General features: G+C 74.5%; 17 protein-coding genes. 11 read left to right on the top strand and 6 right to left on the bottom strand.

All coding sequences use genetic code 11. From position 1 onward, the window contains the following. Position 1: 1 nt before the first annotated feature. From treS to ACFPBZ_RS04025, 5 genes are all read left to right on the top strand, one after another. Positions 2 to 1,795 carry a maltose alpha-D-glucosyltransferase gene (treS, locus tag ACFPBZ_RS04045; RefSeq protein WP_378034713.1) on the top strand — a complete coding sequence of 598 codons (1,794 nt, stop codon included), beginning with the start codon at positions 2 to 4 and terminating at the stop codon, positions 1,793 to 1,795. Next, positions 1,795 to 3,240 carry a maltokinase N-terminal cap-like domain-containing protein gene (locus ACFPBZ_RS04040; protein ID WP_378034712.1) on the top strand — a complete coding sequence of 482 codons (1,446 nt, stop codon included), beginning with the start codon at positions 1,795 to 1,797 and terminating at the stop codon, positions 3,238 to 3,240. The genes treS and ACFPBZ_RS04040 overlap by 1 nt, the downstream gene beginning before the upstream one ends. A gap of 98 nt (positions 3,241 to 3,338) precedes the next feature. Beyond that, positions 3,339 to 5,618 (top strand): 1,4-alpha-glucan branching protein GlgB, encoded by a 2,280-nt coding sequence (gene glgB / locus ACFPBZ_RS04035; protein ID WP_378034711.1) that lies wholly within the window; start codon positions 3,339 to 3,341, stop codon positions 5,616 to 5,618. 115 nt (positions 5,619 to 5,733) lie between these two features. Beyond that, positions 5,734 to 7,083: a neutral zinc metallopeptidase gene (locus tag ACFPBZ_RS04030; protein ID WP_378034710.1), complete on the top strand. Its 1,350-nt coding sequence runs from the start codon at positions 5,734 to 5,736 to the stop codon at positions 7,081 to 7,083. 6 nt (positions 7,084 to 7,089) lie between these two features. Then, on the top strand, positions 7,090 to 7,770 hold the full coding sequence (locus ACFPBZ_RS04025; RefSeq protein WP_378034709.1) for a YoaK family protein: 681 nt from the start codon (positions 7,090 to 7,092) through the stop codon (positions 7,768 to 7,770). On the opposite strand, the gene ACFPBZ_RS04020 is transcribed toward ACFPBZ_RS04025, so the two are convergent. Continuing rightward, on the bottom strand, positions 7,764 to 8,717 hold the full coding sequence (locus tag ACFPBZ_RS04020; protein ID WP_378034838.1) for a tetratricopeptide repeat protein: 954 nt from the start codon (positions 8,715 to 8,717) through the stop codon (positions 7,764 to 7,766). The two genes, ACFPBZ_RS04025 and ACFPBZ_RS04020, sit on opposite strands and share 7 nt — an antisense overlap. Positions 8,718 to 8,775: 58 nt before the next feature. Beyond that, positions 8,776 to 9,081, bottom strand: coding sequence for an MTH1187 family thiamine-binding protein (locus ACFPBZ_RS04015; RefSeq protein WP_378034708.1), 306 nt, complete (start codon positions 9,079 to 9,081; stop codon positions 8,776 to 8,778). 29 nt (positions 9,082 to 9,110) lie between these two features. Between ACFPBZ_RS04015 and ACFPBZ_RS04010 the strand changes: the two genes are divergently transcribed. After that, the gene (locus ACFPBZ_RS04010; RefSeq protein WP_378034707.1) at positions 9,111 to 9,614 is read left to right on the top strand and encodes a MarR family winged helix-turn-helix transcriptional regulator; all 504 of its coding nucleotides are present in this window, start codon (positions 9,111 to 9,113) and stop codon (positions 9,612 to 9,614) included. A gap of 44 nt (positions 9,615 to 9,658) precedes the next feature. Here the strand turns inward: ACFPBZ_RS04010 and cydC are convergent, their stop codons facing one another. From cydC to ACFPBZ_RS03995, 3 genes are read right to left on the bottom strand one after another with little or no spacing between them, the layout of a single operon-like run. After that, positions 9,659 to 12,886 (bottom strand): thiol reductant ABC exporter subunit CydC, encoded by a 3,228-nt coding sequence (cydC, locus tag ACFPBZ_RS04005; RefSeq protein WP_378034706.1) that lies wholly within the window; start codon positions 12,884 to 12,886, stop codon positions 9,659 to 9,661. Next, on the bottom strand, positions 12,883 to 13,863 hold the full coding sequence (gene cydB, locus ACFPBZ_RS04000; RefSeq protein WP_378034705.1) for a cytochrome d ubiquinol oxidase subunit II: 981 nt from the start codon (positions 13,861 to 13,863) through the stop codon (positions 12,883 to 12,885). The genes cydC and cydB overlap by 4 nt, the downstream gene beginning before the upstream one ends. An 8-nt stretch (positions 13,864 to 13,871) precedes the next feature. Next, the gene (locus tag ACFPBZ_RS03995; protein WP_378034704.1) at positions 13,872 to 15,308 is read right to left on the bottom strand and encodes a cytochrome ubiquinol oxidase subunit I; all 1,437 of its coding nucleotides are present in this window, start codon (positions 15,306 to 15,308) and stop codon (positions 13,872 to 13,874) included. 95 nt (positions 15,309 to 15,403) lie between these two features. Here ACFPBZ_RS03995 and ACFPBZ_RS03990 point away from each other — a divergent pair, with 95 nt between their 5' ends. Together ACFPBZ_RS03990 and ACFPBZ_RS03985 are read left to right on the top strand one after the other, a co-directional pair. Continuing rightward, positions 15,404 to 15,790 carry a BlaI/MecI/CopY family transcriptional regulator gene (locus ACFPBZ_RS03990; protein WP_378034703.1) on the top strand — a complete coding sequence of 129 codons (387 nt, stop codon included), beginning with the start codon at positions 15,404 to 15,406 and terminating at the stop codon, positions 15,788 to 15,790. 32 nt (positions 15,791 to 15,822) lie between these two features. Beyond that, entirely contained in the window at positions 15,823 to 16,740 is a 918-nt protein-coding gene (locus ACFPBZ_RS03985) for a M56 family metallopeptidase (RefSeq protein ID WP_378034702.1), read from the top strand. Between the two features lie 189 nt (positions 16,741 to 16,929). On the opposite strand, the gene meaB is transcribed toward ACFPBZ_RS03985, so the two are convergent. Next, positions 16,930 to 17,898: a methylmalonyl Co-A mutase-associated GTPase MeaB gene (gene meaB, locus ACFPBZ_RS03980; protein ID WP_378034701.1), complete on the bottom strand. Its 969-nt coding sequence runs from the start codon at positions 17,896 to 17,898 to the stop codon at positions 16,930 to 16,932. Between the two features lie 110 nt (positions 17,899 to 18,008). Here meaB and mce point away from each other — a divergent pair, with 110 nt between their 5' ends. From mce to ACFPBZ_RS03965, 3 genes are all read left to right on the top strand, one after another. Then, on the top strand, positions 18,009 to 18,473 hold the full coding sequence (mce, locus tag ACFPBZ_RS03975) for a methylmalonyl-CoA epimerase (RefSeq protein WP_378034700.1): 465 nt from the start codon (positions 18,009 to 18,011) through the stop codon (positions 18,471 to 18,473). Positions 18,474 to 18,580: 107 nt separating this feature from the next. Beyond that, complete coding sequence (gene ccrA / locus ACFPBZ_RS03970) at positions 18,581 to 19,876, top strand: crotonyl-CoA carboxylase/reductase (protein ID WP_378034837.1); 1,296 nt, start codon at positions 18,581 to 18,583, stop codon at positions 19,874 to 19,876. Positions 19,877 to 20,077: 201 nt separating this feature from the next. Then, positions 20,078 to 21,196, top strand: a complete 1,119-nt coding sequence (locus tag ACFPBZ_RS03965) for a DivIVA domain-containing protein (protein ID WP_378034699.1) — start codon at positions 20,078 to 20,080, stop codon at positions 21,194 to 21,196. Positions 21,197 to 21,199: the final 3 nt, after the last annotated feature.

The following is a 21,199-nucleotide window of genomic DNA, read 5'->3' as shown; positions in this document are numbered from 1 at the left end:
GATGAACGAGGCGATCGGCCAGGGACACGCGAGCGCGCCGGCCACGACCACCGGACCCGACCACGAGCACGACCACGTCGTCGAGCCCAGCTCCGACGACTTCAGGAGTGCGCGCCAGCTGCCCGTCGAGGAGGGCTGGTACAAGCGCGCCGTCTTCTACGAGGTGCTCGTCCGGGCGTTCTCCGACTCGAACCGTGACGGCTTCGGCGACCTGCGCGGGCTCACCGACAAGCTCGACTACCTGGCCTGGCTGGGGGTCGACTGCCTCTGGCTGCCGCCGTTCTACGACTCCCCGCTGCGCGACGGCGGGTACGACATCCGCGACTACCGCAAGGTGCTGGAGGACTTCGGCACCGTCGAGGACTTCGTCGAGTTCCTCGACCAGGCCCACGCCCGCGGGATCCGCGTGATCACCGACCTCGTCATGAACCACACCTCGGACCAGCACCAGTGGTTCCAGGAGTCGCGCCGCGACCCGGAGGGCCCGTACGGCGACTTCTACGTGTGGTCCGACGACAACACCCGCTACCCCGACGCGCGGATCATCTTCGTCGACACCGAGTCGTCGAACTGGACCTACGACCAGGTGCGCGGGCAGTTCTACTGGCACCGCTTCTTCTCCCACCAGCCCGACCTGAACTTCGACAACCCGGCCGTGTGCGAGGCGATGATCGACGCGCTGCGGTTCTGGCTCGACCTCGGGATCGACGGCTTCCGGCTCGACGCGGTGCCCTACCTCTTCGAGCGCGACGGCACCAACGGCGAGAACCTCCCCGAGACCCACGCCTTCCTCAAGCGCTGCCGCAAGGTCGTCGACGACGAGTACCCGGGGCGGATCCTGCTGGCCGAGGCCAACCAGTGGCCGGCCGACGTCGTGGAGTACTACGGCGACCCCGAGGTGGGCGGCGACGAGTGCCACATGGCGTTCCACTTCCCGTTGATGCCGCGCATCTTCATGGCGGTCCGGCGCGAGTCCCGGTTCCCGATCTCGGAGATCCTCGCGCAGACCCCGGAGATCCCGGAGAACGCGCAGTGGGGCATCTTCCTGCGTAACCACGACGAGCTGACCCTCGAGATGGTCACCGACGACGAGCGCGACTACATGTACGCGGAGTACGCCAAGGACCCGCGCATGAAGGCCAACATCGGCATCCGCCGCCGGCTGGCCCCGCTGCTCGACAACGACCGCAACCAGCTCGAGCTCTTCACGGCCCTGCTCCTGAGCCTGCCCGGCAGCCCCGTCCTGTACTACGGCGACGAGATCGGGATGGGCGACAACATCTGGCTGGGCGACCGCGACGGCGTCCGCAGCCCGATGCAGTGGACGCCCGACCGCAATGCCGGCTTCTCCACCTGCGACCCCGGGCGGCTCAACCTCCCGATCGTCATGGACCCCGTGTACGGCTACCAGGCCGTCAACGTCGAGGCCCAGTCCAACTCCAGCGCGAGCCTGCTCCACTGGAACCGGCGGATGATCGAGATCCGCTCGCAGCACCCCGCCTTCGGGCTGGGCGACTTCCACGAGCTCGGCGGGTCGAACCCCTCGGTGCTCAGTTACGTGCGTCGGGCGGTGGACTCGGAGGGCAACCCCGACGTCGTGGTCTGCGTGAACAACATGTCCCGATTCCCCCAACCCGTGGAGCTCGACTTGATCGCCTGGAAGGGCTGGACGCCGACCGAGCTGACCGGAGGCGTCCCCTTCCCCCCGATCGGGGAGCTGCCGTACCTGCTGACGCTGCCCGGGCACGGCTTCTACTGGTTCTCCATCCACCAGTCCTCGGCGCAGGACCGCTGATGGCCACCGGATCCGGCGACGCCGGCCTCGGGACCCCCTCGGTCGCCGACGCCCTGCTGCCCGCCCTCACCCGCTGGCTCCCGAGCCAGCGCTGGTTCGCCGCGAAGGACCGCACGGTCGCGGGCGTCCGCCTCCTGGGCCACCAGGAGATCACCCCGGCCGACGCCGTCCCCGCCGTGGAGCACGCGGTGATCGCCGTGTCCTTCACCGACGACGGGCCCGAGGAGCAGTTCCAGCTCCTGCTCGGCTCGCGGCCGTACGCGCCCGGCGACCTCGAGCACGCCGTCATCGGCACCACGGGCGGCCGGACGGTCTACGACGGCCTCGCCGACGGCGAGATCAGCCGCCTGCTGCTCTCGCTGATCGTCTCCGACACCACCGTCGGCAGCCTGCGCTTCGTCCCCGAGCCCGAGACCGAGGCGCCCATCGTCGGGCCCGGGCGGCCGCTGCTCGGCGAGCAGTCGAACTCCTCGGTGATCTACGGCGAGCGCGCGATCATGAAGCTCTTCCGCCGCGCCACCCCGGGGCTCAACCCCGACCTCGAGCTGCACCGGGCGCTGCGCCGCGAGCACTCGCAGGAGGTCGCCCACCTGCTGGGGGCGATCGAGGGCGAGATCTCCGACGGGCAGGGCGGGGCCGTGCCCATGACGGTCGCGATGCTGCAGGACTACGCCTCGAACTCGGCCGACGGCTGGTCGATGGCGCTGGCCAGCGTGCGCGACCTGCTCGCCGAGGGCGACCTGCGTCCCGACGAGGTCGGCGGCGACTTCGCGGGCGAGGCCCACCGCCTCGGGAAGACGGTCGCGAGCGTCCACATCGAGCTGGCCCGTGCGCTGGGGACCGAGCCGCTCGACGCCGACGGCGTCGCCGCGGTGGCCGACTGGATGCTCGACCGGCTCGACCTGGCGGCCGCCTCCGCGCCCGCCATCGCCGAGCAGCGCACGGCCATCGCCGCGGTGATCGAGAAGGTGCGCACGGCGGACTCGCACGGGCTGCACGTCCAGCGCATCCACGGCGACCTGCACCTCGGCCAGGAGCTGCGCACCCCGCGCGGCTGGCTGGTCATCGACTTCGAGGGCGAGCCGTCGCGCCCGCTGCCCGACCGCGTCCGGCCCGACTCCCCGCTGCGGGACGTCGCCGCGATGCTGCGGTCGTTCGACTACGCCGCCTTCCACCAGCTCGCGGAGTGGGAGACCGGCCACGACGCCCCCGCCTACCTGCAGCGGCGGGCGCAGGAGTGGGCCGACCGCAACCGGTCCGCCTTCTGCGACGGGTACGCCGAGATCGCCGGCTCCGACCCGCGCGAGCAGCTCGACGTGCTGCGCGCCTACGAGCTCGACAAGGCCGTCTACGAGGTCCTCTACGAGACCCGCAACCGGCCGAACTGGCTCCCGATCCCGCTGCGGTCCCTGGCCCGACTGGTCGGCGACGCCCCCGGCGCCTGACCGACGCCCGCCCCCTCCCGCGGGACCCCGGGTTGCCCACCCCGTCCGACGGGGTAGGACACCCGGACCCCGTCGTCACTCCCGGAGTCGAAGCACCGATGACCCGCTCCACGTCCCACTCGAACTCCTCCCCCGGCCAGCTCCCGGTCACCCCCGGCGAGCTCGACCTGCACCTGCTGCTCGAGGGCGCCCACCGCGACCCGCACAGCGTGCTCGGGCCGCACCGGCGCCCGCAGAACCCGGGGACGGTCGTCGTCCGGACCCTGCAGCCCGGCGCCGACGAGGTCGACGTGGTGGTGCAGGACGGCCCGACCGCCGGGCGCTACCCGCTCGCGGCCGTCGCCGACTCGGGCGTGTTCGCCGGGGCCGTGCCCGGTCCGCTGCCGCACTACCGGCTCGCGGTGCGCCGCACCGACGAGTCGGGCGGCGAGACCCACGGCGACGTCGACGAGGTCGTCGTCGACGACCCCTACCGCTTCTCCCCCGTCCTCGGCCCGGTCGACCTGCACCTGATCGGCGAGGGGCGCCACGAGCGGCTGTGGGAGGCGCTCGGCGCCCACTTCCGGCGCTGGCCGACGCCGTCCGGGCCGGTCGAGGGCACGTCGTTCACCGTCTGGGCGCCCAACGCCCGCGGCGTGCGCGTGGTCGGCGACTGGGACCCCGCGCACGGCAGCTGGGACGGCGTGTCCACCCCGATGCGCGCGCTCGGCTCGGGCGTCTGGGAGATCTTCCTGCCCGGGGTCGGGCTCGGCACCCGCTACGGGTTCCGCATCCTCACGCCGCAGAACACCTGGCTCGACAAGGCCGACCCGATGGCCTTCGCGTCCGACCTGCCGCCCACCCCGGCCTCGGTGGTCACCGCCTCCACGCACACGTGGGACGACGACGAGTGGATGACCCGCCGCCGGGACGCGCGGCCGCACGCCGAGCCGATGAGCGTCTACGAGATGCACGTCGGGTCGTGGAAGCAGGGCCTGACCTACGCCGAGCTGGCCGAGGAGCTCGTCGGGTACCTGACCGAGCAGGGCTTCACCCACGTCGAGCTGCTGCCCGTGGCCGAGCACCCCTTCGGGGGCTCGTGGGGCTACCAGGTCTCGTCGTACTACGCGCCCTCGAGCCGCTTCGGCACGCCCGACGACTTCCGCGCCTTCGTCGACATCCTGCACCGCGCCGGCATCGGCGTGATCGTCGACTGGGTGCCCGCGCACTTCCCCCGCGACGAGTGGGCCCTGGCCCACTTCGACGGCACCCCCTGCTACGAGCACGGCGACCCCCGCCGCGGCGAGCAGCTCGACTGGGGCACGCTCGTCTTCGACTTCGGGCGCTCCCAGGTCCGCAACTTCCTCGTCGCGAACGCCCTGTACTGGCTCGAGGAGTTCCACGTCGACGGCCTGCGGGTCGACGCGGTCGCCTCGATGCTCTACCTCGACTACTCGCGCAGCGAGTGGGTGCCGAACAAGTTCGGCGGCCGCGAGAACCTCGAGGCGGTGTCGTTCCTCCAGGAGGTCAACGCCACCGTCTACAAGCACCACCCCGGCGTCCTGACGATCGCCGAGGAGTCCACCTCGTGGCCCGGGGTCACCCGGCCCACGCACCTCGGCGGCCTCGGCTTCGGCATGAAGTGGAACATGGGGTGGATGCACGACACCCTCGACTACGTCATGCGCGACCCGGTGTACCGGGGGTACCACCACAACCAGATGACGTTCTCGCTGACCTACGCCTGGTCGGAGAACTTCGTGCTGCCCTTCAGCCACGACGAGGTCGTGCACGGCAAGGGCTCGCTGTGGACCCGCATGCCCGACGGGGGCCGCGGCGACCACGGCAAGGCCGCCGGGCTACGTGCCCTGCTGGCCTACATGTGGGCGCACCCGGGCAAGCAGCTGCTGTTCATGGGCCAGGAGTTCGGGCAGGTCCGCGAGTGGTCCGAGGAGCGCTCGCTCGACTGGGAGCTGCTCGACGACCCCCGCCACGCCGGCGTCGCCCGCCTGGTCCGCGACCTCAACGCGGTCTACCGGGCCCACCCCGCGCTGTGGACGCAGGACGTCGACCCGGCCGGCTTCTCGTGGATCGACGCCAACGACTCCACCGGCAACGTGTTCTCGTTCGTCCGCCACGACGCCACCGGCGGGCCCGACGTGGTCTGCGTCGCGAACTTCTCCGGCACGGTGCACGACCGCTACCGGGTCGGGCTGCCGACCGCGGGCCGCTGGCTCGAGGTCCTCAACACCGACGCCGAGGTCTACGGCGGCGACGGCGCGGGCAACTACGGCTCCGTCGTCGCGGCGTCCCTGCCCACCCACGGCCGCCCCGCCACCGCGGAGGTCACCCTCCCCGCGTCCGGGGTGCTGTGGCTGGTCCACGACGACTCCCGCTGACCCGGGCTCCGGTGTCAGCACTGCGGCCATGCTGACACCGGACGTCACAACCGGACGAGGTACGGATCGTCCGGAACCACACCCGCGCCCGACCGCACTGCCCCACACTGGGGCCGTGCGGATCCGGGTGGCGGCGGTCGTCGTGGTGGTGCTCGGCGTGCTGGCGCTGTCGGGGTGCGCCGCCACCGTCGAGGGCCGGGCCTTCGCCGGGCCGCAGGTCTCCGCGGGCGTCGACCCGGTGTTCGTCCGCGACACCGACGGCTCCGAGGACGACCGGCTGGCCGCCGCGGTGCTGCGCGACCTCGAGGGCTGGTGGGCCACGCAGTACCCGCCGCTCGCCGGCGGGCAGCGGTTCGTCCCGCCCCGCGGCTACTTCTCGGTCGACTCGTCGCGCCCCGGCGCGGCGCCGCCCTGCACGCAGAGCACCGACGAGGTCGAGGGCAACGCGTTCTACTGCCCGCGCGCCGACGTGATCGCCTACGACCGGGCGGCGCTCATCCCGGTGCTGCGCGAGGAGTTCGGCGACTCGGCGGTGGTCGTCGTGCTGGCCCACGAGTTCGGGCACGCCATCCAGCAGCGCCTGCAGGACACCTCGACGACGTCGGCGAGCCTCGGCTCGGGGGCGCCGACGATCCTCTCCGAGGGCCAGGCCGACTGCTACGCGGGCGGGTTCCTGCGCGCGGTGCACGACGGGGACCTGGCCGACCTGCGCACCGGCGACACCGGCCTCGACGCCGCCATGAGCGCCCTGATCACCTTCCGCGACCCGGTGGGCACCGACGCGACGGACGACCGGGCGCACGGCAACGCGTTCGACCGCGTGTCGAGCTTCCAGGCCGGCTACGACTCCGGCGTGGGCACCTGCGCGGGGATGACCCTGCAGAACCGCTCGTTCACCCAGCAGGCCTTCGCCACGCTCTCCGACGCGCAGAACGGCGGGAACCTCCCGCTCCCCGACCTGCTGCGGGCCATGGGCACCGACCTCGACCGCTACTTCGGCGGCGTCGTCCGCGCGCAGGGCGGCACCTGGACCACGCCCACCGTCGGCGACGGCGACGGCTGCGAGCAGGGGCCGGTCGGGTTCTGCGGGGCCGACGGCATCCGGGCCGACGACCGCGTCCTCGGCCGCATCCACGACACGGTCGGCGACTACGCGAGCGGCACCCTGCTCGCGTCCCGCTACGCCCTCGCCGCGCTGGCCGCGCTCGACCGGCCCACCACCGGACGCGGCGCCGGGCGCACCGCACTCTGCCTCGCGGGGGCCTACACGTCCGACGTCGGGTCGGGCACCGACTTCAGCCTCTCCCCCGGCGACCTCGACGAGGCCGTCAACCTGCTGCGCCGCGGGGACGACGCCGCCCGCGGCACCGACGGCGCGGTCGCCGACACCACGGCCTACGCCCGCATCGCCGACTTCCGCCAGGGGGTCGACGGCGGCGCCGACCGCTGCCTCGCCCTACGCTGACCCGCCGTGGCGGTGTCGGTCCGCAACCATCCCGAGGCCCTGCCGATCGGTCTGCTCCTCAGCGCGATCGGCGGGTTCCTCGACGCCTACACCTACGTCGGGTTCGGTGGGGTGTTCGCCAACGCGCAGACCGGCAACGTCGTCCTGCTGGCGGTCGGGCTGATCCGGGGCGACGTCGCCGTGGCGCTGCGCCACCTGCCGCCGCTGCTGTCGTTCCTGGTCGGGCTCGGGGTCGCGGAGTCGCTCGCCCGCCCGTGGGCCCGGCGCGCGCTGCGCCGTCCCACCCGCGTGATCCTCGCCGTCGAGGCGGTCGTCCTCGCGCTGTGCGCCGCGATCGCCCTTCCCGACGAGGCGGTCACCGTCGCGGTCGCGTTCGTGGCCGCCCTGCAGGTCTCGACCTTCAAGAAGGTCGGCGACGTGCCCTACAACGCGACCGTGACCACCGGCAACCTCCGCAGCCTCGTGGCGGAGTTCGCGCGGTGGTGGGGCGAGCGCGCCGAGGACGCCGGGCGGCGCACCGCGGTGCTCGGCGCGATCGTCCTGAGCTTCGCCGCGGGCGCCGCGCTCGGCGCGGCCCTCACCCTCGCGACCGGGCGCTCCGCCGGGTTCGTGGCCGCCGGAGCGGTGCTGGTGGCGCTCACGGCGATCGTCGTCGAGACCGTCCGCCGTGAGCGGGCCACTCAGTAGAGCGCGCGTGCCAGCGCCCGGCGGGCGGTGGTGACCCGGGGGTCGTCGGGGGCGAAGAGCTCGAAGAGCCCCACGAGGTGCTCGCGGGCGGCATCCCGGTCCTCGCCGAAGGTGCGCTGCACGGTCGTCACGAGCCGGTCGAACGCCGCCTCGACCTGGCCGCCCGCCAGCTCGGCGTCGGCCGCCGCCTTCTGCGCGGCGACGTCGTCAGGGGCGGCGTCGGCGGCCGTGACCGCCGACGGGTCGGCCGCCTCCGCGCGCGCCATGAACCGGACCTGGGCCAGCGCGGCCTGGGCCTCGGCGTTCGCGGGCTCGACCGCCAGGATCTGCTCGTAGGCCGCGACCGCCGCGTCGTAGTCGCCGCGGTCGAGGGCGTCCTCGGCGGCGGTGAAGCGCGGGTCCTCCGGCTCGGGCTCGGGCTCCGCGGCGCCGTCCGGGTCGGCCGGCCCCCGGGCCTCGGCCTCCGCGATACCGGGCATCCGGTCGCGGAGCGCGTCGAGGATTTGGGCGATCCACGTGCGCAGCTCGGCCTCCGGCTGCACGCCGGAGAACGAGGTGACGGGCTGCTGGGCGACCACCACGTGCACCGTCGGGATCGACTGCACCTGGAACATCTGCGCGATGCGCGGGTTCGCGTCGACGTCGACCTTGGCGAGGATCCAGGAGCCGTTGCCCTCCTTCGCGAGCTTCTCCAGCGTCGGGGAGAGCTGCTTGCAGGGCTGGCACCACTCGGCCCACAGGTCGACGACCACCGGCACGGTCATCGACCGCTCGATGACCTCGGCCTGGAACGTGTCCTCGGTGACGTCGACGACGACGCCCCCGGTGGGCGCGCCGCCCGCCGGCGGTGGGGGCGCGGCGCCGTTCCCGGCGGCCGGGCGGGTGGGGGGCGCACTGCGCTGCTCCGCCCGGGCCTTCAGCCCGGAGAGGTCGACCGCCCCGGCCATCGCCGAGGACATAGCTGCCGCCTGCGCGGCCTGGCGGGGATCGGGGCGTGCCACGGGGTCAATCCTGCCAGCTCGCGAGACGCTCCTCGACCCGCGCCACCTTCGCGGTCATCTGGTCCGTCCAGCCCGGGCGGATGTCGGCCTTGAGCACCAGCGAGACGCGGGAGCCGAACCGGCCGGCCGCCTCGGTCGCGCGCTTGACGACGTCCATCACCTCGTCCCACTCCCCCTCGATCGACGTGAACATCGACGAGGTCTCGTGGGGCAGCCCGGACTCCCGCACCACCTTGACGGCCTCGGCGACCGCCTCGCTCACCGAGTCGGACTCCCCGCCACTGGGCGCGACACTGAACGCAACGATCATTCGCCCATCATCCTGCTAGATTCCGCCCGATGCCCGCGCCCGCCCCACTGCCGTTCGATCCCATCGACCGGGCCGCGCGGATCTGGGCGGAGAAGATCGGCGAGTCCGACACGATGGCCGCCACCACCAGCGTCTTCCGGGTGCAGCAGATCCTCCAGCAGGCCGTCGACGCCGCGCTGCGCCCGCACGAGCTGACCTTCGCCCGCTACGAGGCGCTGGTGCTGCTGCGGTTCTCCCGCTCGGGGTCTCTGCCGATGAGCCTCATGGGCCAGCGGCTGCAGCTGCACCCCACGTCGATCACCAACATCGTCGACCGGCTCGAGGGCGCGGGCCTGGTCCGCCGGGTGCCGCACCCCAGCGACAAGCGCACCACCCTCGTCGAGATCACCGACGCGGGCCGCACCCGCGGCGAGGAGGCGACCGCGTCGGTCACCGAGGTCGACTTCGGGCTCGTGGGCCTGTCCGACGACGAGGTCCGCACGCTCACCTCCCTGCTCGCCCGCGTCCGGCACGCCGCGGGCGACTTCGCCTGACGGCTCGCCGCGTGCCAGCGATGGCACCTCGCTGACGTCGGATGTCAGCGAAGTGCCATCGCTGACGCCCCACCGCCCTCGCGCACCCGCCCGTCCACCAGCTCGACGACCGTGTCCATCCGGTCGAGCCCCTCCGTCCGGTGGGTGAGGAGCAGGACGCTCGCGGGGGTGTCGAGCAGGTCGGCCATCAGCGCCTCGGCCGTGTCCACGTCCAGCCCCTCGGTGGGCTCGTCGAGGATCCACACCGCCGGGTCGGCGAGCACCAGCCGCGCGGCCGCGATCCGGCGCCTCTCCCCGCCCGAGACGCTCCCCGGGCCGATCACGGTGTCGAGCCCCTCGGCGAGCCCCTCCACCCAGCCGCCGAGCCGCACCCGTCCCAGCGCCGCGAGCAGGCGCTCGTCGTCGGCGTCGGGCGCGGCCATCAGCAGGTTCGCGCGCAGGGTGGTGGCGAAGACGTGGTCGTGGTCGCCGAGCAGCCCGACCCGGCGGCGGACCTCGTCGCCGGGGAGCTCGATCAGCGGCACCCCGCCGAGCTCCACCATGCCCGACGAGGGATCGAGCAGGCGCAGCAGGACGGCCGCGAGCGTCGACTTCCCCGAGCCCGACGCCCCCGTCACCGCCACCCGCGCGCCGGCCGGCAGGTCGAGGTCGACCCCGTGCAGGGCGGCCGCGCCGCCCCACCCCGCGACGAGCCCCCGCACCCGCACTGAGTGGTCGTCGGGAAGGGCGCGCGGGGCCGGGGGCTCGGTGGCGGGCGGGGGAACGAGAGCCAGCGCGTCGGTCCGCGCCCGCGCCTGGGCGCCGCGCACGAGGGCGCGGGCCGCACCCGGCAGCGCGAGGACGGTGCCGGCCAGCGCGGTCGGGAGCAGGACGACGATCCCGACGAGCTCCGGCGACGCCGCCAGAGGGCCGGACGCCAGGGTCAGCGCGGCCAGGGCGGCCCCGACGGTCGCGACCCCGAGGCCGAGGTGCGCGGCGCCGTCGAGCAGCCCCTCGGTCACCGCGGCGCGCCGGCGGGCGGCGTCGAGCTCGGCGACGCGGGCCCGGGGGACGGCGAGGACCTCGTCGCGGTCGCGGACGGCGAGCTCCTCCTGCGCGGCCACGGTCTCGACGACGGCCGAGCGCAGCCGGTCGCCCGCCTGGTCGAGCGCCGGGCCGTCCCGGCGGGCGGCGGCCGCCGCGAGGGCCGGGACCGCGACGGCCGCGATCCCCAGCCCGACGAGCAGCGCGGGGACCGTCGCCGGCACCGCGGCCCACGCCACCAGGAGCACGAGCGGCACCACGACGAGGGCGACGAGCACCGGCTGGCGGCCGCGGACGAGCCCGTCGAGGCGGACCTCGACGTCGTCGACGGCCCGCGCGAGCAGGTCGCCACGCCGGCCGGCGACGGCGCCGGGGACCCGGTCGACCAGGGTCGCCACCAGCCGGCGGCGCCACCCGGCGACCCGGGCCAGGGCGTCGTCGTGCACCACGAGCCGCTCGAGGTAGCGCAGCAGCGGGCGCAGGATCGCGGTGGCCCGGACGATGACCACCGCGATCGAGAGCGTGAGGACCGGGGGCCGGGCGTCGGCGCGGACGATGAGCCAGGTCGACGCCGCGGTGAGCACGAGGCCCGCGAGCACCGACCCCGCGCCGAGGGCGACCGCAGTCGTCGTCGGGAGGGCCCTCCGACGGGCGGTCGGCACCGTCTCCGCGGCCGGCGCCGGCGGGACGGCGGTCGAGGGCCCGGAGCCCGCCGGGCGGGCCAGGGTGACCACGCGGTCGGCGGCGGCGAGCGCGGCCGGGCGGTGGGCCACCACCAGCACGGCGGCCCCCCGGCCGGCGGCGCGCCGCAGCAAGCCGAGCACGCGGGCCTCGGTGGCGGGGTCGAGGTGGGCGGTGGGCTCGTCGAGCAGCACGGTCTGGTGCGGGTCGGCCTCCAGGGCCGCCAGCACCCGGGCGAGGGCGAGCCGCTCGCGCTGCCCGGCCGACACCGACCCGCCCTCCTCGGCGAGGGGGGCGTCGGGGTGCAGCGGGAGGTCGAGCGCCGCGAGCACGGGCCGCGGGTCGGCGGCGCCGACGGCCTCGGCGACGGTGCGCGCGTGCGGGAGGGTGGGGCGCTGGGGCAGGTACTGCACGGGGCCGCCGACCGCGGTGGTGCCGGCGTCGGGCGCGATCGCCCCGGCGAGCACGCGCAGCAGGGTCGTCTTCCCGGCGCCCGACTCCCCCGCCAGCGCGACGACCTCCCCCGGCGCCACGGTCAGCGCGTCGAGCACCAGCGCGTCACCGCGGCGGTGCGGGTAGCGGACGCGCAGGTCTGTGGCGCGGACGCCTCGTGAGCACTTCGGGGCGTTATAACCCCCCGAAGTGCTCACGAGGCCGTCGGCCACACCTGACGCCCGCGCCACGTCGTGGAACCGGGCCCCGACCTCGCGGATCGGGCGGTAGGCCTCGGGCGCCAGCAGGATCGCGACGAGCGCCGGGGCGAGCCCGAGCGACCCGTCCACCACCCTCAGGCCGGCCGTGACCGCCACGAGGCCGACCGACACGGTGGCCACGAGGTCGAGCGCGGTGGTCGACAGGAACGCCACCCGCAGCACCGAGGTGCTCGCGCGGCGGTGGGCCTCCCCGGTGCGCGCGACCTCGTCGACCTGGCGGCGCGCCCGGCCGAACAGCCGCAGCGTCGCGAGCCCGGAGACGGCGTCGAGCACGTGGCCCGCGAGGCGCTCCCCGGCCGCCCACTGCGCGGCCGCGCGCTTCTCGGTGGCCCACCCCACCAGCGCCGCGAACACCGGCAGCAGCGGGAGCGTGGCCAGCACGACGAGGGCCGAGGTGCGGTCGGCGACGAACAGGCCCACGAGCACCAGCGGCGGGAGCACCGCGGCGAGCACGAGGGCCGGCAGGTAGGAGGTGAACCAGGCCCGCAGGTCGTCGATCCCGCCCGCGGCGAGCTCCCGGCGCACCCGCCCGCCGGGGTCGCGGCGCTCGGCCTCGGGGTCGCGGGCGTCGAGCAGCTGCTCGCGCAGCGGCTCCACCACCCGCGACGCGGTCCCCGCCGCCACCCGCGGGGCGAGGGCGGCGACGACCGCCCGCACGAGCACCGCGCCGATGAGCCAGGCGATCTCCGCGCCGGGCACCCCGGTGACGAGCGCGGCCACCAGGAGCCCCGCGGCCACCAGTGCCCCGGCGTCGGCGATCGCGCCGAGCACCCCGAGGGCGACCTGCGCCGCGACCCCCGGCAGGGCCGGACGGGCCAGGCGCAGCAGCCGCGGATCGACCGGGCCCCTGCTCATACCGCCACCCGCTCACTGGCCACCCGCCGCCGGAACACCCAGTACGAGAAGGCCTGGTAGGCGATCACCCCGGGCAGGATCAGCACGGCACCGACGGTGATCACCGTGAGCGCGTACGGCGAGGCGGCCGCGCCGGCGATCGTCAGGCCGTTCCCCGCGGCGAGGGTCGAGGGCAGCACCACCGGCACGTGGGCGGTGAACGCGGCGACCACGGCGCCCGCCGCCGCGATGCTCGCGGCGCTGAACGCGACCGCCTCGCGCCCGGTCCCGGCCGCGACCGCGGTGCCGACCGCGAGGAGCGCGACGAGACCGGCGGGCAGGCTGCCCGTCGCCAGGGCCAGGGTCCCGACGACGACCGCGGCGGCCCCCGCCGCCCCGACGGCCACCCGGCGGGCCCGCTCGCGCACCGGGCCCGTGGTGCGCAGGCCCAGGAACGTGGCGCCCTGCAGCAGGGCCGCGAGCACCCCCAGGACGGCCCCGGCCAGCGCCGGGGCGGAGACGAGCGGGCCGAGGGTCCGGGCGAGCCCGCTGCCGACGACGTCGCCGGCCGGGTCGAGCGCGAGCCCGGTGGTCGCGACGGCGATGACGGCGCCGAACAGGGCGGCGCTGAGCAGTGACGAGACCGCGAGGACCCGGTCGCAGCGCCGGCGCCAGGCCACGGTGTCGACCTTGCCCCGGAACTCGATCGCGACGCCGCGGGCCGCCAGCGCGAGCAGCACCAGCACCATCGGCAGGTAGAGCCCCGAGAGCAGGGCGGCGTACCAGTCGGGGAAGGCCGCGAACGTCACGCCGATCGCGGCGACGAGCCACACCTCGTTGCCGTCCCACACCGGCCCGACCGTGCGGACGGCGGCCCCGCGCTCGTGCTCGTCGCGACCGAGCACCGGCGCGAGCATGCCGACCCCGAAGTCGAAGCCCTCGAGGGCGACGAACAGGACCCAGCAGGTGACGGCGAGGGCGAACCAGGCGATCTCCACGACGACTCCTAGTAGCTCGGCTCGAGGACGCGCTCGGGCTCGTCGGCCGCCGGCTCCGCGTGCAGCGGCGCCGGCGTCCCGCGCGAGACGTGCAGGACCAGCCGCACCCAGACCACCGCGAGCACGCCGTAGACGAGCGCGAACCCGGCGAGCGAGGCGGTGAGCTCGGTGGTGGTGAGGGTGGGCGAGACGCCGTCGCGGGTCTGGAAGAGGCCGAAGACGAGCCACGGCTGGCGGGCGGTCTCGGTGAAGAGCCACCCGAAGGTCGCGGCGGCGGCCGGCAGCACCGGCACCACCCACAGCAGGCGCAGGAGCCAGCGGTCGGCGATCCAGGTGGGGACGAAGTCGCGGTCGCCGCGCGTGCGCCAGAGCACGTAGGCGGCGATCCCCATGGCGACGACGCCGAGGCCGATCATGAGGCGGAAGGTCCAGTAGGCGACCGGGACCCAGGGGGTGTAGTTCCCGGGGCCGAACTGCGCGGAGTACTGGGCCTGCAGGTCGTCGATGCCCTGCACGGTGGCCGTCGGGCTCCCGGCGGCAAGGACCGAGAGCAGGTAGGGGACGTCGATCGACCAGGGCTGCTCCTGGCCGGGCAGCTGCACCGCGAACAGGCTGAACGGCGCGGCGCTCGTCGTCTCGTAGAGCGCCTCGGCGGCCGCCATCTTCATCGGCTGGACCTCGGTCATCACCTTGCCGAGCACGTCGCCGGTGAGGCTGACGAGGGCGCCGCCGACCAGGGTGGTCCAGGCGCCGACGCGGGCGAGGACCCGCCAGGTGGGGGCGTCGTCGGTCGGGAGCGCTCCCCCGGCCCAGCGTCGCCACATCCCGATCGCCAGCAGCAGCGCACCGCCGGCCATGAAGGCCCCGGCGATGGTGTGCGGGAACGCCGCGACGACCACGGGGTTGGTGAGCAGCGCGGAGAAGCTGCCGAGCACCGCCCGGCCGGTCACCGGGTCGATCGCGACGCCGACCGGGTGCTGCATGAAGGCGTTGGCCGCGAGGATGACGTAGGCCGAGATGAACGTGCCGATGGCGACCACCCAGATCGTCGCGAGGTGCAGGCCCCGCCCCAGCCGGTCGCGCCCGAACCACCAGAGCCCGAGGAACGTCGCCTCGAGGAAGAACGCGAGCATCCCCTCGAGCGCCAGGGTCGGGCCGAAGACGTCCCCGTAGAAGCGGGCGAACGCCGACCAGGAGAGACCGAACTGGAACTCCTGGACCAGGCCCGTCACCACCCCGACGGCGAAGGTCGCCATGAGCAGCTTCCCGACGAGCATCGTGGCCCGGCCGAGGCGCTCGTCCTCCTGTCCCCGGCGGGCCCGGCGGAACCAGGCCGTCTGCAGTCCGGCCGTCAGGGCGGCGAGCGAGATCGACAGCGGGACGAACAGGTAGTGGTAGACGGTGACGACCGCGAACTGCAGCCGGGAGAGCTCGAGTGCGGTCATCGCTGACCCCTCCTACGACGCTTCGTAGTACCTACGACCGATGGTAGTACGACGCAGTTCGTTGGCACACCGTGTCCCTGGGTACACTCGTCCGCGTGGCCCTGGGAGAGCTCGAACGCGCGGTCATGGCACAGCTGTGGTCGGCCGACGAGCCGCTCACCGTCCGGGACGTCCACGATCACCTGGAGCGCGAGCTCGCCTACACCACGGTGATGACCGTGCTGGGCCGGCTGGCCAAGAAAGGCCTGGTCAGGCAGGAGCGCGACGGCAAGGCCTACCGGTACGCCGCCGCCTCGAGCCGCGACCAGATGGCCGCGTCGCTGATGCTCGACGCGCTCGGCGACGTCGGGGAGGACCGCACCGCGGCCCTCGTCGCGTTCGTCGACCAGGTGGGTCCCCAGGAGGCCGAGGCACTGCGCCGCGCCCTCGACACGCCGCCGCACGGCTCGCCCGCGAGCGACGGACGATCACCCGAGTCGTGAGAACCACCACCGTGGCCCCACACTGACCGGTCATGGCGTCCGTGTGGCTGGCAGGGCTCGCCCTGCTGCTGGCCGGGCCCGTGCCCGCCCTGCTGGCACGTGCCCGCTGGACCCGGTCCGTCCCGCGCGCCGCGATCGTCCTCTGGCAGGCGGTGGCCTCGGCCGCCGTGCTGGCCGCCGTCGGCAGCGCCCTCGCCGCGCCGGAGGCCCTGCTGCGGGTGTTCACCCACCCCGAGGAGCGCACCGGCGTGCCGCTGGCGATCGCCGTGGGGGCCGCGGCGGTCCTCGCCGGGCTGATCGTCGTGCGCCTGGTCGGCGTGCTCGTCCTGCTCGCGGTGCGCACCCGCGTGCGGCGCTCGCGCCACCGCGACATGGTCGACCTGCTCGCCCGCGCCGAGCAGGGCGACTCGGTGGGCACGCTGCGCTCGGGCACCGTGCTACGCGTCCTCGACGGGGCCGTGCCGTTCGCCTACTGCGTGCCGGGCCGGGTGGGCCGCGAGGGCCGCGTGGTGGTCACCGGCGCCACCCTCGACCGCCTCTGTCCCGCCGAGCTGCGGGCGGTCATCGCCCACGAGCAGGCCCACCTCGACGCCCGACACGACCTCGTCCGGGAGGGGTTCACCGCCCTGCACCAGGCGTTCCCCGTGGTGGTGCGCAGCCGCGAGGCCCTCGAGGCGGTGGCCCTGCTGCTCGAGATGCTCGCCGACGACGCGGGCCGGCGCCGCCACGGCGACGACGCGATGGCGGGTGCCCTCGACGCCTTCGCCTGCGCCGCCGCCCCCGACGACGAGACCCACGTGCGCCGCGACCGCATCCGCGCCCACGTGCACGGCGGGCGCGCCCTCGCCGCCGGGACCTACCTGGCCGCGGTGGCGCTCGTCGTGGTCCCCACGATCACGATCGTCATCCCCTGGCTCACGGACGCCCTGCCGACGGTGGGGGTCCGCTAGGCCGCTCGCCCGGCCACTCCCGCATCGCGCCGTGGCGCCGGCCGCGGTGGGAGCCCCGGCGACGGCGGCGCCACCGCTCCGTGTAGTCGGCCCCCTGCAGCAGGGCCATCACCCCGACCACCCACCAGCAGAGCATGATCGTCCCCTCTCCTCACGAGGGAACCTCTACACCCACCCACCGACAGCGACTCAGGACCGGTTCCCGGCCGCCTCCCGCAGCCGGTCGGCGGCGGAGAAGGGGTCGAGCGCCCCCGAGGCCACCTCCCCCGCCAGCGCGTCGAGCGCCACGGAGCCCGACACGGCCCGCAGCTGCGCGCGCAGGTCGGCGAGCGCGATGGCCTCGACCTCGGCGCGGGCCCGCCGCCGCCGGCCCTCGTCACCGCGACCCTGGGCGACCATCCACGCGCGGTGGTCGTCGATCGCGGCGAGCAGGTCGTCGATGCCCCGGTTCGACGCGGCGGACGCCCGCACCACCGGGGCGCGCCAGCGGGGCCCGGTGCCGCGGCGCGACATCGCCATGGCGTTCTCGATCTCCCGCACCGTGACGTCGGCGCCCTCGCGGTCGGCCTTGTTCACGCAGAAGACGTCGGCGACCTCGAGGATGCCGGCCTTCGTCGCCTGCACGCCGTCGCCCATGCCGGGGGCGAGGAGCACGACGGTCGTGTCGGCCAGGGCCACCACCTCGACCTCGGACTGCCCGACCCCCACGGTCTCCACGAGCACCACGTCGCAGCCCGCCGCGTCGAGCACCCGCAGAGCCTGGGGCGCGGAGGCCGAGAGGCCACCGAGGTGGCCGCGCGTGGCCATGGAGCGGATGAACACCCCCGGGTCGGTCGCGTGCTCCCCCATCCGCACCCGGTCACCCAGCAGCGCCCCGCCGGAGAACGGGGAGCTGGGGTCGACCGCCAGCACCCCCACCCGCCGGTCGTCTGCGCGCAGGGCGCTGACCAGGGCCGAGGTGGTGGTCGACTTGCCGACCCCGGGCGAGCCGGTCAGCCCGACGACCACCGCGTGGCCGGTGTGGGGCGCCAGCGCCGCCGCGAGGTCGCGCGTGCGCGGGCCCCCGTCCTCCACCAGCGAGACGAGCTGCGCGACGGCCCGGGGCGAGCCCTCGCGGGCACGGGCGACGAGGTCGTCGAGGGCGGCACGGTCGGACACGACGGCGATCCTGGCAGCCCCGGTACGTTCGGGGAGGATCACCCGCCCGGGGTCGGGGTGTCGGCCGTCACCTGCTTGGCGTCTCGATTCAGTCGCTTACTGTCCCGAGCATGCCAAGACCTGATGACGCCGTACTCGTGGACAGCGCCGTGGGCATCGTCGCCGTGGACCACGTCGGCATCGCGGTCCCCGACCTCGACGAGGCCATCGACTGGTACGCCCGGACCCTCGGCCTCGAGGCCACGCACACGGAGACCAACGAGGAGCAGGGTGTCCGCGAGGCGATGCTGCACGCGCCGGGCGACCCGTCCGGCACGGCGGTGCAGCTGCTCGCCCCGCTGAACGACTCGTCGACCATCGCGAAGTTCATCGACCGCAACGGGCCGGGCCTCCAGCAGGTCGCCTACCGGGTCACCGACGTCGAGGACACCGCCGCGAGGCTCCGCGAGAAGGGCGTGCGGCTGCTCTACGAGACCGCGCGGCGCGGGACGGCCGACTCCCGGGTCAACTTCGTCCACCCCAAGGACGCCGGTGGTGTGCTCGTCGAGCTCGTGCAGCCCGCCGCGGGCCACTGACAACCCCACTTCTCGCAGCACCTACTCGTCGGTAGCCTCACCGGACACCGACACCCCGGAGGCATTTGATCGTGCAGGACATCCGCGACGCCATCCTCGCCGACGACATGGCCGGCCTCGGCTCCATCACCGTCCCCGAGTCCTACCGGGGCATCACGGTGCACGCCGACGAGGCCGAGATGTTCGCCGGCATGCCCGCCCAGGAGAAGGACCCGCGCAAGTCGCTGCACCTCGACGAGGTGCCGACGCCCGAGGTCGCGCCCGGTGAGGCGATCGTCGCCGTCATGGCGAGCGCCATCAACTACAACACCGTGTGGACCTCGATCTTCGAGCCGGTGTCCACCTTCGGCTTCCTCAAGCGCTACGGCCGCATCTCCGAGCTCGCCAAGCGCCACGACCTGCCCTACCACGTCGTCGGCTCTGACCTCTCCGGCGTCGTGCTCAAGGTCGGCGCGGGCGTCCAGATGTGGAAGCCGGGCGACAAGGTCGTCGCGCACTGCCTCTCGGTGGAGCTCGAGAGCCCCGCGGGCCACGACGACACGATGATGGACCCGGAGCAGCGCATCTGGGGCTTCGAGACGAACTTCGGCGGCCTCGCCGACATGGCCCTGGTGAAGACCAACCAGCTGATGCCGAAGCCGGAGCACCTCACCTGGGAGGAGGCCGCCTCCCCCGGCCTCGTCAACTCCACCGCCTACCGCCAGCTGGTCAGCCCGCACGGCGCGAACATGACCCAGGGCGACGTCGTCCTGATCTGGGGCGCGTCGGGCGGCCTCGGCTCCTACGCCACCCAGTTCGCCCTCAACGGCGGCGCGACCCCGGTCTGCGTCGTCTCCTCGCCCGCGAAGGCCGAGCTCTGCCGCAAGATGGGCGCCGAGCTGATCATCGACCGCTCCGCCGAGGGCTACAAGTTCTGGTCCGACCCCGAGACCCAGGACCCGCGCGAGTGGAAGCGGTTCGGCTCGAAGATCCGCGAGCTGACCGGCGGCGACGACCCGGACATCGTCTTCGAGCACCCGGGCCGCGAGACCTTCGGCGCCTCGGTCTACGTCGCCAAGCGCGGCGGCACGATCGTCACCTGCGCCTCCACGTCGGGCTTCATGCACCAGTACGACAACCGGTACCTGTGGATGAACCTCAAGCGGATCATCGGGTCGCACTTCGCGAACTACAAGGAGGCCTACCTCGCCAACCGGCTGGTGGCCCAGGGGAAGATCCACCCCACGGTGTCGAAGACCTACGCGCTGGAGGAGACCGGCGAGGCGGCCAACGACGTCCACCACAACAGCCACCAGGGCAAGGTCGGCGTCCTGTGCCTCGCGCCCGAGGAGGGCCTCGGCGTGACGAACCCCGAGCTCCGCGAGAAGCACCTCACGGAGATCAACCGGTTCCGCGGCGAGTAGCCCGGGCCTCGATCCCCCCGAACGGCCCGTTCGTCACCGGAGAGGAAGGTGACGGACGGGCCGTTCGTCCGTTCCGGGACCGGTACCGGGGCCTCGTGACCGGACTCACCCACCCGCGTGACCGGGATGGACACGGCCGAGGGCGGCGTGTCCGTCCTCCGGCCATGGCCGTGTCGCCCACAGCCCTAGTAACCTGGGCGGATGCCGTCAGGAGAGCGTGATCTGCTGCCTCTGGGCACCGGCTTCGACGTGGTCCGTCGGGGGTACGACCGGGGTCAGGTCGAGGAGCATCTCGACCGCGTCGAGGCGGATCTGCGCATCCTCACCGCCGATCGCGACGCCGCCGTCGCGCAGGCCTCCGAGCTGGCCCGGGCGCTCGACCGCACGCGGGCCCACGTCGAGGAGCTCCGCGCGCAGATCGACCGGCTGGCCGCGCCGCCCGACTCCATGGAGGGGCTCTCCGAGCGCCTGCAGCGGATGCTCCGCCTGGCGCAGGACGAGGCCCGCGAGATGCGCTCCAGCGCCGACCAGGCCGGGCGCCGCACCCGTGAGGACGCCGCCGAGTACGCCCGGCGCACCACCGAGGACGCCGAGGAGCACGCCCGGCGCGTCGTCGCCGAGGCCGACGAGCACGCCCGGCGCGTGGTCGGCGAGGCCGACGAGTACGCCCGCGGCACCCAGGACGAGGCCCGCCGGCAGGCCGAGGAGATGCACGCGGCCGCCGAGGCGACCGCCGCCGAGGTCCGCACGCGGTACGACGCCGGGGTCGCCGACAACGACCGTCGCCGCCAGGAGATGGAGTCCGAGCACCGCGCGCTCATGGACTCCGCCCGCGCCGACGCCGCCCGGGTCCGCACGGAGGCCGAGAACGAGCGCCGCCGCCTCGACGAGGAGTCGCGGGCCCGCCGCGAGCAGGTCGAGGAGGACTTCGAGATCGCGATGGCCTCCCGGCGCACCGAGTCGATGCGCGTGCTCGCCCGCAGCGAGGCCGACGCGCGCTCGCGCGCCGAGGCCCAGGTGCGCGAGGCCGGGGACGAGGCCCGCCGCCGCCTGCGGGAGGCCGACGCCGAGGTGGCGAGCATCCGCCGGCTGCGCGCCCGGGTGACCACCCAGCTCGCCACCCTGCGCGAGGCGCTGGGCGAGCTGCCGAGCCTCGACGCCTTCCCCGAGGAGCACGAGCTCGAGCACCCGTCGCCGCGCAGCGAGGCCGACGCGGACGGCGACACGGTCACGTTCGCCGCCGCCCGCGGGCACGACGGGGACGAGCACGTGCCCGCCGCCAACGGGGCCCGCCCGGCCACCACCTCCTCCGCGAGGTAACAC

The organism is Actinomycetospora atypica, from assembly GCF_042653685.1.
GTDB classification, from domain to species: Bacteria; Actinomycetota; Actinomycetes; order Mycobacteriales; family Pseudonocardiaceae; genus Actinomycetospora; species Actinomycetospora atypica.
Note: the sequence above shows the minus strand (reverse complement) of the source record. Positions and strands in the feature narration are given on the sequence as shown.

Excerpts from the sequence above, each read along its gene's own strand:
- treS (WP_378034713.1), top strand. The coding sequence starts at position 2 with ATGAACGAGGCGATCGGCCAGGGACACGCGAGCGCGCCGGCCACGACC.
- ACFPBZ_RS04040 (WP_378034712.1), top strand. The coding sequence starts at position 1,795 with ATGGCCACCGGATCCGGCGACGCCGGCCTCGGGACCCCCTCGGTCGCC.
- glgB (WP_378034711.1), top strand. The coding sequence starts at position 3,339 with ATGACCCGCTCCACGTCCCACTCGAACTCCTCCCCCGGCCAGCTCCCG.
- ACFPBZ_RS04020 (WP_378034838.1), bottom strand. The coding sequence starts at position 8,717 with ATGGCCGGGGCGGTCGACCTCTCCGGGCTGAAGGCCCGGGCGGAGCAG.
- ACFPBZ_RS04015 (WP_378034708.1), bottom strand. The coding sequence starts at position 9,081 with ATGATCGTTGCGTTCAGTGTCGCGCCCAGTGGCGGGGAGTCCGACTCG.
- ACFPBZ_RS04010 (WP_378034707.1), top strand. The coding sequence starts at position 9,111 with ATGCCCGCGCCCGCCCCACTGCCGTTCGATCCCATCGACCGGGCCGCG.
- cydC (WP_378034706.1), bottom strand. The coding sequence starts at position 12,886 with ATGAGCAGGGGCCCGGTCGATCCGCGGCTGCTGCGCCTGGCCCGTCCG.
- ACFPBZ_RS03995 (WP_378034704.1), bottom strand. The coding sequence starts at position 15,308 with ATGACCGCACTCGAGCTCTCCCGGCTGCAGTTCGCGGTCGTCACCGTC.
- ACFPBZ_RS03985 (WP_378034702.1), top strand. The coding sequence starts at position 15,823 with ATGGCGTCCGTGTGGCTGGCAGGGCTCGCCCTGCTGCTGGCCGGGCCC.
- mce (WP_378034700.1), top strand. The coding sequence starts at position 18,009 with ATGCCAAGACCTGATGACGCCGTACTCGTGGACAGCGCCGTGGGCATC.
- ccrA (WP_378034837.1), top strand. The coding sequence starts at position 18,581 with ATGGCCGGCCTCGGCTCCATCACCGTCCCCGAGTCCTACCGGGGCATC.
- ACFPBZ_RS03965 (WP_378034699.1), top strand. The coding sequence starts at position 20,078 with ATGCCGTCAGGAGAGCGTGATCTGCTGCCTCTGGGCACCGGCTTCGAC.